General features: G+C 53.9%; 13 protein-coding genes. 9 read left to right on the forward strand and 4 right to left on the reverse strand.

Annotation, left to right across the window (positions count from 1 at the left end):
• Genes ACR0AD_RS11910 through ACR0AD_RS11920 form a run of 3 tightly spaced genes read right to left on the reverse strand, consistent with a single transcriptional unit; the run spans position 1 to position 3,763 of the window.
• Positions 1-2,214: an ABC transporter permease gene (locus ACR0AD_RS11910; RefSeq protein ID WP_480487498.1), complete on the reverse strand. Its 2,214-nt coding sequence runs from the start codon at positions 2,212-2,214 to the stop codon at positions 1-3.
• Entirely contained in the window at positions 2,215-3,240 is a 1,026-nt protein-coding gene (locus ACR0AD_RS11915) for an ABC transporter substrate-binding protein (RefSeq protein WP_480483727.1), read from the reverse strand.
• A gap of 58 nt (positions 3,241-3,298) precedes the next feature.
• Positions 3,299-3,763 (reverse strand): NUDIX hydrolase, encoded by a 465-nt coding sequence (locus ACR0AD_RS11920; RefSeq protein WP_480487500.1) that lies wholly within the window; start codon positions 3,761-3,763, stop codon positions 3,299-3,301.
• Between the two features lie 224 nt (positions 3,764-3,987).
• Here ACR0AD_RS11920 and ACR0AD_RS11925 point away from each other — a divergent pair, with 224 nt between their 5' ends.
• From ACR0AD_RS11925 to ACR0AD_RS11950, 6 genes are all read left to right on the forward strand, one after another.
• Positions 3,988-4,797 carry a DeoR/GlpR family DNA-binding transcription regulator gene (locus ACR0AD_RS11925; RefSeq protein ID WP_480487502.1) on the forward strand — a complete coding sequence of 270 codons (810 nt, stop codon included), beginning with the start codon at positions 3,988-3,990 and terminating at the stop codon, positions 4,795-4,797.
• A gap of 61 nt (positions 4,798-4,858) precedes the next feature.
• Positions 4,859-5,833, forward strand: a complete 975-nt coding sequence (phnD, locus tag ACR0AD_RS11930; RefSeq protein WP_480483730.1) for a phosphate/phosphite/phosphonate ABC transporter substrate-binding protein — start codon at positions 4,859-4,861, stop codon at positions 5,831-5,833.
• 60 nt (positions 5,834-5,893) lie between these two features.
• Positions 5,894-6,688, forward strand: a complete 795-nt coding sequence (gene phnC, locus ACR0AD_RS11935; protein WP_480487503.1) for a phosphonate ABC transporter ATP-binding protein — start codon at positions 5,894-5,896, stop codon at positions 6,686-6,688.
• Complete coding sequence (phnE, locus tag ACR0AD_RS11940) at positions 6,685-7,500, forward strand: phosphonate ABC transporter, permease protein PhnE (protein WP_209507091.1); 816 nt, start codon at positions 6,685-6,687, stop codon at positions 7,498-7,500. The genes phnC and phnE (ACR0AD_RS11940) overlap by 4 nt, the downstream gene beginning before the upstream one ends.
• A complete protein-coding gene (gene phnE / locus ACR0AD_RS11945) occupies positions 7,500-8,315 on the forward strand; it encodes a phosphonate ABC transporter, permease protein PhnE (protein ID WP_480487505.1) in 816 nt (271 codons plus the stop codon). Before phnE (ACR0AD_RS11940) ends, phnE (ACR0AD_RS11945) begins: the two co-directional genes overlap by 1 nt.
• On the forward strand, positions 8,279-9,217 hold the full coding sequence (locus tag ACR0AD_RS11950) for an HAD-IIA family hydrolase (RefSeq protein WP_480487507.1): 939 nt from the start codon (positions 8,279-8,281) through the stop codon (positions 9,215-9,217). Before phnE (ACR0AD_RS11945) ends, ACR0AD_RS11950 begins: the two co-directional genes overlap by 37 nt.
• 218 nt (positions 9,218-9,435) lie before the next feature.
• Here ACR0AD_RS11950 and ACR0AD_RS11955 read toward each other — a convergent pair whose 3' ends face one another.
• Entirely contained in the window at positions 9,436-9,888 is a 453-nt protein-coding gene (locus ACR0AD_RS11955) for an Lrp/AsnC family transcriptional regulator (protein ID WP_480487508.1), read from the reverse strand.
• A gap of 115 nt (positions 9,889-10,003) precedes the next feature.
• Here ACR0AD_RS11955 and ACR0AD_RS11960 point away from each other — a divergent pair, with 115 nt between their 5' ends.
• The 3 genes from ACR0AD_RS11960 to ACR0AD_RS11970 all read left to right on the forward strand — a co-directional run.
• Entirely contained in the window at positions 10,004-11,203 is a 1,200-nt protein-coding gene (locus ACR0AD_RS11960) for a methionine gamma-lyase (protein WP_480487510.1), read from the forward strand.
• A gap of 14 nt (positions 11,204-11,217) precedes the next feature.
• The gene (locus ACR0AD_RS11965; protein WP_480487516.1) at positions 11,218-13,590 is read left to right on the forward strand and encodes a 1-deoxy-D-xylulose-5-phosphate synthase N-terminal domain-containing protein; all 2,373 of its coding nucleotides are present in this window, start codon (positions 11,218-11,220) and stop codon (positions 13,588-13,590) included.
• A 462-nt stretch (positions 13,591-14,052) separates the two neighbouring features.
• Positions 14,053-16,084, forward strand: a 2,032-nt coding sequence (locus ACR0AD_RS11970) for a M10 family metallopeptidase C-terminal domain-containing protein (RefSeq protein WP_480487512.1), incomplete at its 3' end; no start/stop codon positions are given.

Raw genomic sequence — 16,084 nt, forward strand, 5'->3', positions numbered from 1 at the left:
CTAAACATTGGTGCGGGACTGCGTCATTCGACGCCCTATCTGAGTGCGGCCAACGATCAGCTGCATCAACGCAACAACTGCCAACATCACGAAGATCAGCGTCGTCGAATACGCAATGGCGAGACCATAGTCGTTATTCTCGACCCGCCCGATGATATAGCTGGTTGCCATGTCGTATTCGGCACTGACCAGAAAAATCACAGCCGAGATCGCCGTCATCGCGCGGACAAAACTGTAAACAAGCGCGGCAAGTATCGCGGGACGTAGCAGCGGCAGAATGACACGACGAAATGTCTGCCACGAGTTTGCACCAAGGGTCAGCGAGGATTCATCGAGACTGCGGTCAAGTTGCGACATGCTGGCGATGCCCGCACGGACCCCAACCGGCATGTTGCGGAATATGAAGCTGATAACAAGGATAACGCCTGTGCCGGTTATCTCGATGGGCGGAACGTTGAAGGCAAGAATATAGCTGACACCAATCACCGTACCGGGGATTGCAAAGGACAGCATGGTCCCAAACTCGAAAGCGTTCTTTCCCGCAAAGCTTTGCCGGGTCAATAGGTAAGCCGTGACCAACCCAACCGCTGCCGTCAGAGGCGCAGCAATCGCCGCAATGGTTATGGTAGTCCAGAAGCTGTCCCACGCGGCGCCGGTCCAACGAATGCCCTCTTCTTCAAATCGAACAGAGAATGCCGTGACGTAGTGCTTTAGGGTCAGGGAGTTATTGACCCCCCAAAGCTCGACCACACTGCCGTAGATGATCATTGCATAGACAATGATCGTGAACACCGCCCAGCCAAGAGCGATTACCAGCACTGGAACAGAAAGACCCGTAGGCATCAAAGGGTGCACGCCTGCGTCGCCTTTGCCTGTTACGGTGGTATAGCTTTTCTTGCCCAGCCAAACACGCTGTGCGTAAAAGGCCGAAAGAGTAAAAAACAGCAATACCATGGCCAGAACGGCGGCCCGTCCTTGGTCATATTGCGCCCCGACGATGGCAAAGAAAATCTCGGTCGATAGAACGTCGAAATTCCCACCCAGAACAAGCGGGTTTCCGAAGTCGGCCATGCTTTCGATGAAGCCCAAAAGAAATGCATTGGCAAGACCGGGGCGCATCAGGGGCAGGGACACTGTCCTGAACGTTTGCCATCTGCTGGCGCGGAGAGTCTGGGCCGCTTCCTCCATAGATGGCGAGACGCCTTCCACCACGCCGATAAGAACGAGGAATGCAATGGGCGTGAATGCAAGGGCCTGTGCGATGAATATGCCTGGCATTCCGTACAGCCAGCGCGTTGGCTGCGTGCCGAACAGCTCGGCGACGAACCGTGTGACCGAGCCTGACAGACCAAAAAGCAGGATCAGCGCGAGGCCAATCACAAATGGCGGGGTAATGATCGGAAGAACAGTCAAAGCCCGCAGCACGCGTTTGTAGCGAAAGCCCGAGCGAGTCACGACCAGTGCAAAGCACAAACCCAGGGCAGTCGTGACGAAGCCAACCAGGATGGCAAGAAACAGCGAGTTCCATGCCGCGCCACACCTGGCACCAAAAAAACACCCCAACCCCCAAAGCCGGGCATCAAAGAACTTTGAAAAGAAGACAGCAATGGAATATGCGCCATCTTCAGTGACGAAGGCAGCGAACAGCATCTTGGCGATCGGATAAAAAACAAAGACGGTGACGATGGTAATCACACCGCCAATCGCACTAACAACAAAGACGTCACCGTTGATGGCACCTCTTGCCGCAATGCCTTGGGTCAACAGGAACAGAAAGCTTGAAGCGCAAATCATTGCGCCATAGCCCATACCGAATTGGCGATCACCAAGTTCGCCAAAATAGGCTTCCAACCAATTGAAATTGAAACCCCTGATGCCAATCCCGAATCCCTGTGCGATCAACCAGCCGAAGCCGAGCGCACCGGAAAGGATCAGAACCCGGGCATAGAGCGGGTCAGACTTGGCTCGCTTCAGCACCAGAAGGGGTAAGGTCAGAGCGATCAATAGTGGGGCAAGCCAAAGCTTCTCACCCTGTGCGATCAGGAATGCAGCGGGGGCATAATCTTCGTCAAACGGGTAACCGTCAAAAAGCCATTCGAATGACCACAGGCCGCCGTCGACCATATACCACGGCAGCAGGCAAAACCCGACCCACCCGGCGATGACCCAAAAGATCAGAACCGGACGGGTCTTTTTTGTAATATGGTTGGCCATTTACTGCGGCAGAACCGAAACCTCTTCGTCCCATTTCTGCAACAGACGCTTTCGTTCGTCTGAGGAACCATACTTTTTGAAGTCATAGTCGATCAGCTTGATCTGACTCATGTCAGGCGCGCTTTCCGACGTTTCTGCGCTCTTATTTGATGGCACCTGAAACGCGCTGACCTGAAGAGCAAGGTTCTGCGCCTCGGGCGACAGCGCCCAGTCATAGAATTTCTTCGCCTCTTCCTCGTTGCGGGCGCCTTCAATAATGGACATCGACCCAATTTCGTATCCGGTACCCTCGCATGGCGCGACTACCTTGATCGGGAAACCCGATACAGCCTGCTTTACCGCATCATGCATGAAGACGATGCCAATCGTGTTCTCGCCTCGACCGGCTGCTTTGATTGGTGCAGATCCGGATTTTGTATACTGGTTGATATTCGAATGCAGGCCTTTCATGAACTCAAAACCTTCATCCTCGCCAAAGATCTGCACCATCGAGGCCAGCGTTGTGTAGGCCGTACCAGACGAGTTCGGGTTGGCCATCTGAACGTGACCCTTGTATTCAGGCTTTAGCAGGTCTTTCCAACAGGCGGGTTCGGGTAGGTTATTGGCCGCCAGCAGGTCTGCGTTATAGCCATACCCAAGTGCGCCGGAATAAATGCCGATCGTTCTGTTTCCGGCACTTTCGGCTTGGGAAATTGCCCAATCATGAAGCTGGTCGCGCATTTGCGACATGTATTCCATTGTCAGGCCCTCTTCGGCGGCCTGCAAATGCGGATCACCCGTGCCGCCCCACCAAACGTCTCCTTTCGGGTTCGAGCTTTCGGCACGAATCTGGGCAAAGGTTTCGCCTGACGACTTACGCGTCATGTTGACGTCGATGCCCGTTGCATCTTCGAAACTGCGCGCCATGAGTTGGCACCAGTCTTCCTGCGCCGAGCAATAGAGTGTCAGCTTGTCTGCCTGCGCTGCCGACACAGATGCGGCTATTGCAATCAGCGACCCGACGGCCGTGGATGTAAGTTTTTTCATTATCATTCCTCCCTTTGGTTATCGTGCACCAGTATCTTTTGTTTTGTCAGGCGCTTTCTCATCCAGCTTTTCGTAGCTTGTTAATGACAGACTGGGCGTTCTGATTGCCCGTCAGATTTCTCAGAAAACTTGACAGATCTCTTTCTTCCACCAGCTTTGCCGCTTTCCCCGGTGAAAACCAGTGACGCTTCCGTTCTTCCCGTTCTTTCCAACGCCGCTTCAGTTTTTCAACGACCATGGGATAGAGGGTAACGCGGCAGCGAACGCTATTCGCGCCCTCAAAGCGCTTGTCGTAGAAAAATTGGCCAATCGGCTGTTTCGAGATTGCCCCGACTGCACCTGCTTCTTCCAGAGCTTCAATTTCGGCGGCATGCCAAGGTTTCTTTCCTTCCATCAACCAACCTTTTGGGATGACCCACCGCCCAGTATCGCGCGAAGTCACCATCAGAACGCGTAGTTTTCCATCCCTGTCCCAGCGCATCGGAAGTGCTGCAATCTGGTCTGTTATGTTGCCGTCGCTCATGCTGCCCTCAATGACACGGTATCAATAGCGCACCCAGAATAACCTTCAGTCGTTAACGGTGGTTCTTGGGTTTTCACTATGAAACGGTTCAATTCACACATTCTTGCCTTGCGCTTTGGACTCTTCCGAATTGTCACAACCTACTGAGGGTTATGCAACAAAAATTATTGCATTATGCCCGAAATCCCACAAAAGTGGGGTTTGAAACCTGATTGGGTTGTTGGATGTCCAAAACGAAAATACGTGCCAAAACGATTGAAAAGGGACGGGGTAGGGTAAAGAAATCCGACCGGCGCCAGCAAATACTGCTGGAGTTGAAGCTTCGCCCGCACGTTCGCATCAATGAATTGGCCCAGCGTTTCAACGTCTCCAACGAGACGGTGCGCAGGGATTTTGACGCCCTGTCGAATGACGGCCTGATCGCACGCGCGCACGGAGGGGCATCTGCCCCGGCACAAGGGCATTATCCAGGTCTGGACGAGCGAGCCAACGCGCGGATTGAGGAGCGCGAACGCATAGGTATCAGCGCGGCGGGACTGGTTCGTGATGGTGAAACGGTCATGATCGATTCCGGTTCGACCACAATCGAAATGGCCCGTGCATTGGCCTATCTCGGCACTCCTTGCACAGTGATTACGAATTCAATCCCGGTGGCAATGACCCTCGGCCATGGGGCTGCCGAGGTTCTGCTTTGTCCAGGAGAATATCTGGCAACCGAATCTGCGACGATTGGAACCGAAACGCTGGAATTCCTGTCTCGGTTCAATGTCGACAGATGCATGATCGGCTCGTCAGGTTTTTCGGTCGAAGGCCCTTCAGAAACCGTGCGCGGCTTTGCGGCTGTCAAAAGAATGATGCTGACGCGCGCAGCAAATCGACATCTTTTAATCGATTCAGGGAAATTTGGTCGTAAAGGCCTGTCTCAGGTCGGAGACCTGACCAAACTGGATTCCATAGTTTCCGACACGAAACCAACAGGAGAGTTGCTTAACGCGATCAACGGTGCCGAGGTTGATGTTCTCGTCGCCCCGTAAACACTGATATGAATGACGAACAGCGGACTGCAAAATGACCGCGCATGACTGGGAGGAAAACATGAAGATAGACATCAGATTATTGGTTGGGGCATCGGCAATTGCGCTCATGTCGCTTTCCGGGACAGCTTCGGCGCAAGATTGCCCGAGGGGTGATCTGGACGAGCGGTTTTGCGACGTCGATGGGGATTTGATTGCGGATATCCCCACAGATTCTTCCCAGCTAATTGATCCTGACACCCTGATTTTTGCCTATACACCGGTCGAAGACCCGGCCGTATACAAAACCGCGTGGTCAGACTTTCTAGAGCATCTGAAGGCTGAGACAGGCAAGGACGTGGTCTTTTTTCCGGTCCAAAACAATGCCGCCCAGATTGAGGCGATGCGGTCGGGACGTCTGCATATTGCGGGCTTCAACACCGGGTCCAACCCACTGGCAGTAAACTGTGCCGGGTTCCGACCGTTTACGATTATGGCCTCAAAAGACGGTAACTTCGGTTATGAAATGGAGATCATCACCTACCCAGGCTCGGGCATCGAAAAGGTTGAAGATATCAAAGGTAAGCAACTTGCGTTCACGTCACCCACGTCCAACTCGGGCTTCAAAGCACCGTCGGCGATCCTGAAAAGTGACTTTGATCTTCTGCCCGATCGCGACTTCGAACCCGTCTATTCGGGAAAGCACGACAACTCGATCCTTGGTGTGGCGAACAAGGACTATCCAGCGGCATCGATTGCAAATTCGGTAAAGGCACGGATGATTTTGCGGGATGTGATCAAGGAGGAAGATGTTGTTACGATTTACAAATCGCAGACCTTCCCAACCACCGGATTTGGCACTGTCTACAACCTGACGCCCGAATTGCAGGAGAAAATCCGCAATGCTTTCTTCAACTTCGAGTGGGAAGGGACGACGCTTGAAGCGGAGTTTTCCAAGTCGAACGAAGGCCAATTTCTTGAGATGACTTACCAGGAATTCTGGGACGTCATTCGCAAAATTGACGCGGCAAACGGCGTCTCCTACGCCTGCCAATAAGTCTTGCTTAATCCAGCGGGCCTGAAAAGGCCCGCTAATCACCCTAATCGGGGGCAATTTATGCTGCGTCTTCAAAAGCTGACGAAAACCTACAAGACCGGAGATCAGGCACTGAAGGCCATCGATCTTGAGGTACCCAAAGGGCAGGTGCTTGCACTGATTGGACCCTCGGGCGCGGGAAAATCGACCATGATCCGTTGCATCAACCGCTTGGTTGAACCCACAAGCGGCGGTGTTCTTCTGGATGACATGGACCTGACCAAACTCGGGTCGGGTGCGTTGCGGAAAGCACGCCGCGAAATGGGTATGATCTTTCAGGAATATGCCCTGGTCGAACGCCTCACCGTGATGGAAAACGTATTGTCCGGTAGGTTGGGGTATGTGGGATTCTGGCGCAGCTTTCTGCGGCGGTATCCGCAGTCGGATGTGGACGAGGCTTTCCGCCTGCTGGACCGGGTGGGGCTGTTGCATATGGCTGACAAACGCGCGGACGAGTTGTCGGGTGGTCAACGCCAAAGGGTCGGTATCTGCCGCGCTCTGATCCAGGACCCAAAGTTGTTGCTGGTCGATGAACCGACCGCGTCGCTGGATCCGAAGACCAGTCGACAGATCATGCGGCTGATCACCGAGCTGTGTCAGGAGCGCGGGCTGGCGGCCATCATCAACATCCATGACGTGGCTCTAGCCCAGATGTTCGTTCCGCGTGTCGTGGGCCTCCGCTTTGGCGAAATCGTGTTTGATGGTCTTCCAACAGGGCTCACCCCGGAAAAGCTGACCGAGATTTACGGCGAGGAAGACTGGGAAGCGACCATCGAAAAAGTGGATGAGGATGAAGATGTCGAGGCCGCAGAATGAGCCATCGAGAACTTGACGACATGCTGGGAAAAGGCTGGCGCAAACCGGCCTTTATCAAAAACACGTTGCTGCGCAGGGCATTGATACTTGGGTTCTTCGCCTACCTGATTGCGGCTTTCATGACCATCGATGTTGATTGGGGCAGGGTCTATGAGGGACTGGACAGGGGATGGGCGTTCGTCCTTGCCTTTACCAGCCCGGATTTCATTTCACGGTGGTCGGATATCTGGGCCGGTCTTCTGGAAAGCATTGTAATGACCGTGGCCGCTTCGGTTGTCGGTATCCTGATTTCGATCCCGATTGGATTGGGGGCTGCACGTAATATCGCCCCGTTGCCAATCTACATAATGTGCCGCGGCATTGTCGCGTTAAGCCGGGCATTGCAGGAAATTATCGTTGCCATTTTGCTTGTGGCCATCTTTGGCTTTGGCCCGCTGGCAGGATTTTTGACGCTGTCTTTCGCAACCATTGGGTTTCTTTCCAAGCTTTTGGCCGAAGATATCGAGGCGATGGACAAAGTTCAGGCTGAGGCGATTCAGGCCTCTGGTGCACGATGGCTGCAATGGATCAACTACGGGGTTCAGCCTCAGATCATGCCTAGGCTTGTGGGTCTTTCCATGTACCGGATCGACATCAATTTCCGGGAAAGCGCTATTCTCGGGCTGGTGGGGGCAGGCGGCATTGGCGCGACACTCAACACCGCGTTTGATCGATATGAATATGATACGGCAGCCGCCATTCTGATCCTTATCATCGGGATCGTCATGGCCCTTGAATACCTTTCCGGAATAATCCGAGCGAGGGTTCAGTAATGCCGGTTCTTGAACGCGACGATACACGAATCTGGCGCAGGCGGACGACCGGCCAAAGCCTGGTTCGCTGGTTTGGATGGCTTCTGGGAGTAGCGGTTTTTGTCTACTGTTGGCAGCTCATTTCGGAATCGACAACCTGGTTTTTCGTCTGGGACGCACCCCGTATCGCCAACGATATCTGGACCCGCGCAACACCTCCGAAATGGGATTATATTACCCAGCTGGGTCGCCCGATCTGGGATACACTGAACATCGCTACACTGGGGACGATCATCGCTCTGTGCATGGCCGTGCCGGTTGCCTTTTTGGCGGCCCGCAATACTACCCCGTCGGCGTTGTTCATCCGCCCCATTGCCTTGTTGGTCATTGTCTCGACCCGCTCAATCAACTCGCTGATATGGGCGCTGCTATTGATCGCTATCATCGGACCGGGTGTGTTCGCCGGTGTCATAGCAATCGCCATCCGTTCAATCGGGTTCTGCGCTAAACTTCTTTATGAAGCGATTGAAGAGATTGATCACGGTCAGGTCGAGGCGATCACAGCCACCGGTGCTTCGCGGTGGCAAGTCATGGCATATGGGATCGTTCCGCAAATCCTGCCAGCTTTTGCCGGAATTGCGGTCTTTCGTTGGGATATCAATATTCGCGAGTCTACAGTGCTTGGTCTGGTTGGTGCCGGTGGCATCGGGTTGCAGCTCTCGGCCTCGCTTAATGTTCTGGCGTGGCCGCAAGTCAGCCTCATCCTGATTGTAATTCTTTTTGCGGTCATGATCAGCGAATGGGTTTCGGCAAAAGTACGAGGAGCGATCATTTGACCGGATTCTCAGCGCAGGAGGCTTTTAAGGCATACGAAGCCGTCCGGCACCGCCTTCCAGATATTGAACCGAACGACGTGAGCTATCGTCGTATCGAGACCCTTTCCGAAATTATGGATGAGTTTGACGTATTTCTTCTGGATGCGTTCGGGGTTCTCAATATCGGAGAAACAGCAATCCCCGAAACGCCTGAACGGATCAAGTCACTGACGGATGCGGGCAAACGTGTCCTGGTGGTTTCGAATGCCGCAGGGTTTCCTCATGCCACGCTGTTGGAGAAATACACCAGGCTGGGATATGACTTCGCGCCGCAGGATGTGATTACCAGTCGGGCTACGTTGCTGTCCGGGCTGAATGGTCAACATGGGCTGCATTGGGGTTTGATGGCGACACCCAGCGCCGGGCTTCGCGATTTGGAAGATTTGAAACTAACCTATCTGGAGGATGACCCGCAACCCTACGAAACTGTTGATGGTTTTCTGATGATCGGGTCAGCCGCCTGGACCGAAACCCGGCAGGCGATGTTGGAGGCGGCATTGCTAAGCCGACCCCGCCCGGTATTGGTGGGTAACCCGGACATCGTTGCCCCACGTGAGTACGGCTTTTCCAAAGAACCCGGTCTTTTCGCGCACCGTTTGGCCGACCGGACGGGCGTAACCCCGCAGTTTTATGGAAAGCCTTTCGGCAATATCTATGATCTTGCTTTTAAGCGACTTGGGCCTGTCGACAAATCCCGCGTTCTGATGGTGGGTGATAGTCTGCATACTGACATTCTGGGCGCGCGTCATGCCGGAGTGGCTTCGGCACTTGTCTCGGATTTTGGATTCTTCGCCGGGCATGATGTTGAGGAAGCTATCAAACAAGCAGCGATCGTGCCGGATTTTGTCGTGACCCGACCCTGAGATTTCGAACTAAGGCGTATTTTAAGAAGAGTGTACGGGCAGGTTGACTTGCAGAAGATGCGTGTAATGATGATTATGTTGCTTTTGTGGAGGTGTATCCAGTAGGCGAATTTTCTAACGGCAAATACCCATAGTCTCGGAAACTCGATACTGGTTCTTCTGCATCCTAACAATCTGGAACTCAATGTTAAGGGTCACTTTCGAGAACTCAAGCCATCTCAGGCTGGAAACACCGCTGTTTTCTTGACTGTTCCATAGACAAAACTGGTGTCGATCGAAGCTATTCCGCCGATCGGGTGAATTCGGTTTCGAATAAAGTCCTCGTATGCGTCGAGGTTTGATACCAATACCCGCAACTGGTAATCCATTGCGCCGGTAAGCACGTGGCATTCTAGAACTTCATCGATCATCCGAACGCGTTTTTCGAATTTCTGCACATCTGTTTCATTGTGCCGCTCAAGCCGGATGCGGACAAAGACGGTAATCGCCATCCCGTATGCGGCAGCGTCCACATCGGCGCTGTATCCTTTGATGACACCGCTGGCCTCAAGGTTTTTGACCCGCCGCAGACACGGTGAAGGAGACAGGTTGACCTCATCAGCAAGATCCTGGTTCGTCATACGCCCGTCCCGCTGCAACGCTCGAATGATTTGCCTGTCTTTGGCGTCCATCTTCTCTCCATTATTAGCATAATATGCCAATATTGATCCTTACCTTGGCATTATTCGCAACCTATTGCTCAAAGTAAAGGCGCAAAGTGATAACAACTTAGATCAGGAGCCCACCGTGACCCGCACAACCGGATTTGCCACTCGCGCCATTCATCATGCCTACAACCCGTTTGAAAACGATGGTGCGCTGACCCCGCCCCTCCACTTGACCTCAACTTTCTCCTTCGAAACCGCAGAGGCTGGTGGGGAAATGTTTGCCGGTGAGCGCGCAGGTCATATCTATAGCCGGATATCGAACCCGACATGTGACCTTCTTGAAAAGCGCATTGCCGTGCTGGAAGGTGCCGAGGCCGGGCTCGCTCTCTCCAGCGGGATGGGCGCAATTACCGCCGTACTTTGGACCCTGCTGTCGCCAGGTGACGAAGTCATTGTCGACAAAACGCTCTACGGATGCACTTTCGCTTTCATGCGCCACGGGCTGGCAAAATGGGGTGTCACTATTACCCATGTCGACATGACGGACCCTGCGAATCTGAAAGCCGCTGTTTCCGAAAAAACCCGCGTCGTCTATTTTGAAACCCCAGCCAATCCAAACATGCGCTTGGTGGATATCGCTGCCAGTTCAGAAATTGCGCATTCTGTTGGTGCGCATGTTGTGGTCGACAATACATATGCCAGCCCCTATCTGACCCGCCCGATCGAGCACGGCGCGGATATCGTCCTGCACTCCGCCACCAAGTATCTGGGCGGGCATGGCGATGTGGTCGCGGGTCTTGTGGTCGGAACCGCCGAGCAGATTTCTGAGATCCGGCTGGTCGGCATGAAAGACATGACAGGCGCAGTGATGGCACCTTTTAACGCAATGCTGATCCTGCGTGGGTTGAAGACACTGAACCTGCGATTGGATCGTCACTGTGCGTCCGCCAAGGTGGTTGCCGATTACCTTCAGGCACACCCTACCGTCAGTGAGGTTTATTTCCCGGGGCTTGAGAGTTTTGCCCAGCACGATGTCGCACAACGCCAGATGTCGCAGCCGGGGGCCATGATCGCCTTTGAAATCAAGTCTGGCCTGTCCGGTGGCATCGAGTTCATGAACCGCCTGAACATGATCCAACGCGCCGTGTCCTTGGGGGATGCAGAAACCCTGATCCAGCACCCGGCATCCATGACTCATTCGACTTATACTGCGGAAGAACGGGCAGAACATGGGATCAGCGACGGTCTGATCCGTCTTTCCGTCGGGCTGGAAGACGTTGATGACATCCTTGCGGATTTGGAGCAAGCTCTGCCCTACCCTGCCCGCAGTGCCGCATGAACCCGGAGACCACCATGCCGAATGATCCCAAGCTGTTGAAAATCGTCGAACAGCGTTTGCTGTGGTTGTCGCATTGGATGATCCACCATGCCAACCATATCCGTCCCAAGGTGGATGGGATCAAGGTCGGTGGTCACCAAGCGTCGTCCGCGTCGATGGTTTCGATCATGACTGCGCTATACTTTTCGGCTTTGCGTCCGGAAGATCGGGTTGCGGTCAAACCGCATGCGTCACCGGTTTTCCACGCGATGCAGTACCTCATGGGCAACCAGACCCGCGAAAAGATGGTAAACTTTCGCGGGTTTGGCGGCGTGCAAAGTTATCCCAGCCGGACAAAGGATATCGATGATGTCGACTTCTCGACAGGTTCGGTAGGTTTGGGTGTCGCGATCACCTCGTTTGCTTCGATCATTCAGGACTATGTCAAGGCCAAAAACTGGGGGGCAGATGCCCCGATGGGGCGCATGGTGGCGCTTGTAGGCGACGCTGAACTGGATGAAGGCAACGTATACGAAGCATTGCAGGAAGGCTGGAAAAACGGCCTGCGCAACACGTGGTGGATTATCGACTACAATCGGCAGTCGCTTGACGGCATCGTTCGTGAAGGATTGTTCGAACGGATCGAAAAAATCTTTGATGCCTTTGGATGGGATGTTGTGCGCGTGAAGCATGGTGTCCTGCAGCGCGCGGCCTTCAAGGAACCTGGCGGTGATCGGCTGCGAGACTGGATTGATGCCTGCTCGAACCAGGAATACTCGGCCCTGACGTTCATGGGTGGCGAGGTTTGGCGAAAGCGCCTCATGGACGATCTTGGGGATCAGGGGGATGTGACGGCGCTGATCGAACGGCGCACAGATGCCGAACTCGCTGCATTGATGGAAAACCTCGGCGGCAACTGCGTCGAGACCATGGCCCAAACCTTTGATGCAATCGAACATGACCGCCCTACCTGTTTCCTGGCCTACACTGTCAAGGGATGGGGCACGCCAATTGCGGGCCACAAGGACAACCACGGCGGACTGATGAACAACAGCCAGTTCGTCGCGTGGCAAGAACATATGGGCGTGCCTGCCGGCAAGGAATGGGAACCTCTCTCGGCAGTGCCGGACCCAGAGGCGTTGAAAGATTTTCTGTCGAAAGTTCCCTTCTTTGCAAAAGGTCCGCGACGCTATTTCGATGGCAAGCTGGGTGTTCCATCAATTGACATCGACACAAGCCGCGAAATCTCGACCCAAATGGCTTTCGGCAAGATTTTGGATGACTTGTCGAAGGGCGACAGCCAATTGGCCGAGCGTATCCTGACGACGTCCCCTGATGTCACAGGCACAACAAACCTTGGCCCTTGGGTAAACCGGCGCAAACTGTTTGCCCGATCCGAGCAAGCCGACGCTTTCATTGAACACCGTATCCCTTCGACGGCAAAATGGGAATTTACTCCCGAAGGGCAACATATCGAACTTGGTATCGCCGAGATGAATCTCATGTTGCTATTGGGCGCTGCGGGCCTTTCGCATTCCCTGTTCGGCAAGCGGCTTATCCCGATCGGTACTGTGTATGACCCCTTTGTCAGCCGTGGCCTCGATGCGCTCAATTATGCTTGTTATCAGGATGCGCGCTTTATGCTGGTCGGCACGCCTTCGGGCATAACTCTGGCCCCGGAAGGCGGCGCGCATCAATCCATTGGCACACCGTTGATCGGGATGAGTCAGGACGGTCTGGCAGCCTTTGAGCCAGCCTTTGCCGATGAACTGGCAGTGATCATGGAATGGGCCTTTGATTACCTTCAGCGTGACGGCGAAGGACAACCGGACGAACGCACCTGGCTGCGTGACGAAACAGGCGGTTCGGTTTATCTGCGCTTGACGACAAACCCGATTGAACAGCCTGGCAAACGCGTGGACGATGAGTTCCGTCAAGGTGCTATTGATGGCGCATACTGGTTGCGAAAACCGGGGCCGAATTGCGAGGTCGTAATCGCCTATCAGGGGGCCGTTGCACCCGAAGCGATCAAAGCCGCTGGCGTGATGGGCGAAGGACGCAAAGACATTGGAGTGCTGGCGGTGACTTCGGCAGACCGGCTAAACGCTGGGTGGACGGCAGCGCAACGGGCGCGTTCGCGCGGCAATCAGGCGGCTCGGTCCCACATCGAAACTTTGATGTCCGGTCTGCCGCGCCACTGCAAGCTGGTTACCGTGATTGACGGACACCCCGCGACATTGTCTTGGCTGGGTGCCGTACAGGGACATCAGACCATCCCTTTGGGGGTCGAACATTTTGGTCAGACAGGGACAATCGGCGACCTCTATCGGCACCATTGCATTGACGCGGACGCTATCCTGGAGAAGGTGAATGGTCTGACCCATGGCAAGGCTTTGCTTCGCACATGAGCGGCGGTGTTGGACGTCACAGCTTGGGCCTTACCCTCAGGGTATTTGGGCCCTTTGTGCAGACGCGCGTTTGGGTTCGAAGCCCCGAACGAAAGGCACCTTGTTCGAACCAAACTTTTGGGATCTGAGAAGAATTACGACTCGGGACTAAAGAAAAGATCCGGACGCCTTTGCTTCTGTCACTACAGGTGCTCAAAACTGTCGTAGGTATGGACCGCCATGAAAATCAATTTTGCGTGTATCAAGTCGGCCCATGCACGCTATCCGACCGGTTTTTTGGAAATATTCTTATTCATGTATGCGCTTAATAAAAATGGGTCTGTTCCTCTAGAATGTAACTCTTGAATAGCCGTTGATAATGTAGTTTGCAGGAGACACTCCAGTACGCGTTTGCCCCAAAAAGAACACTTTGTTCGAGCAGCTTCAGCGCAATCAATAACACCTAATTTCTAAGACAGAATAATGGCCACCGTTACAACAATCCCGAGACCGTCCGTAAGTTCTCCGCTCAGTTCTATCCAGGGCACCTATGCATATGGTGACGGGAATCCGTCGACCACGACGGTGATTTCCTACAGTTTCGGGCATTTCTCTGATACGCAGGCTTGGTCATCAGAGCATAAGGCGGAGTTCCGTGCGGCGCTGGCCGCAATAGAAGCCGTTGCAAACATTACTTTTGTCGAAGTCACCTCCGGTTCCGCTGACTTGGTTGAGGTTCTCGCGCCTTCCTCATTCTTTGAAAACCCGCGAACTCTCGGATTTCATTATTCGCCATCGAGCGGGACATCCTATGGCGCGTTCAACACGTCATACTGGACTGCTTCTTTCAACGGAAACGGTGATCCGGGCGGGTATTTCTTTACTACTTTGGTCCATGAATTAGGTCACGCCCTTGGGTTGGGGCATCCTCATGACACCGGATTGGGTACAACCGTGTTGAGCGGTGTAACGTCGCCATTCGACTCGTTTGGGGCGGCGGGCCTCAATCAGGGTGTCTACACTGTGATGTCGTATAACGATGGATGGACTTCACAAAACGGGGGGCTACACTTTAACGCAACGTACGGTGGTTCAACGGGGCTTGGGGCTTTGGATATTGCCGCGTTGCAGGCCATGTATGGGGCGAATACTTCATATAATTCCGGGGGCAATACCTACACACTTCCCTCTGCAAACGTCGCAGGAACTGGTTATCAGGCCATTTGGGATACTGGCGGGATTGACACAATACAACATGTTGGCAGTTCGAACGCACACATAGATCTCCGGGCCGCCACATTGGACTATTCCGTCACCGGAGGTGGGCTGATTTCGCATGCGGCTGGAATAAAAGGTGGTTTCACAATCGCGCATGGTGTTGTGATTGAAAACGCGTCTGGCGGATCGGGTGCTGATACTATTGTCGGCAATACCGCTCAGAACGTCTTGCGCGGGAACGACGGAAACGACACCATTCACTCGCTGTCCAACGGAAGCAATAACAACACCATCTATGGCGGCCAAGGCAACGATATCATTTTTGTGGCCCAAGGTACCGGCGCTGACCAGGTCTTTGGGGACCAGGGCAATGATCTGGCTGTTGTGCAGAGCAACGCAGGCACGTTTTCGGGTGGAACCGGCACAGACACTGTCAGATTTGTCAGCGCGATAAGTAACTATTTATTCTTTGAAAACGGCGTTTTGTACGAGTTTTTGGACGTCGTCACGCGCACAACTTTCACCATTGCAGACGACGTAGAGTTGGTCCAGTTTCTTGACGGGTTACAGCAGTATACCCGGTCGAATATCAAGTCTGCAATGCAGCTTTCAGATATCGATACTCAGGGAACAACGCTACAACATGCCAGCCAAGGGCTTTATGTGCTGGATGGCGGCAGTGCGAACATTGCTTTGATTTACGGTGGCCAGTCTATTGGGCAAAACTCGCTTGCAGGCTGGCAGGCACTTCAGGCCGAAGCGTCGGGCGGTGGCTACAAGGTGTTGTGGCTGAACACCAACGGGTCATATGCCGAATGGACCACGGATGCTTCGGGGCAATACCAAAGCGGCGTTACCATCGCCAATGTTGTCGATGTCGAAGTTTTCTATGGTGTTGATCTGAACAATGACGGCCACACCGGCCACGCCATAACCAATATCGAGACCAGCGGGTCGATAACACTCGCGTCTTCAACCCGCGGTGAGTACCTGATCAACGGTACCATCAACCTGACGTATAATGGCAATACAATTGGGCCAGACAGCCTGCCGGGCTGGCAGGCGCTTCAGGCCGAAGCTTCGGGCGGTGGCTACAAGGTGCTGTGGCAAAATGCGAACGGGTCATATGCTGAATGGACCACGGATGCCTCGGGGCAATATGTTAGCGGGACCGGCATCGCCAATGTCGTGGATGTCGAGGCCTTTTATGGTGTTGATCTGAACAATGACGGCCACACCGGCCACGTCACAACCAACATCGAGAGCAGCGGATCGGTAACACTCGCGTCGTCAACCC

The organism is Ruegeria sp. BH8, from assembly GCF_056538065.1.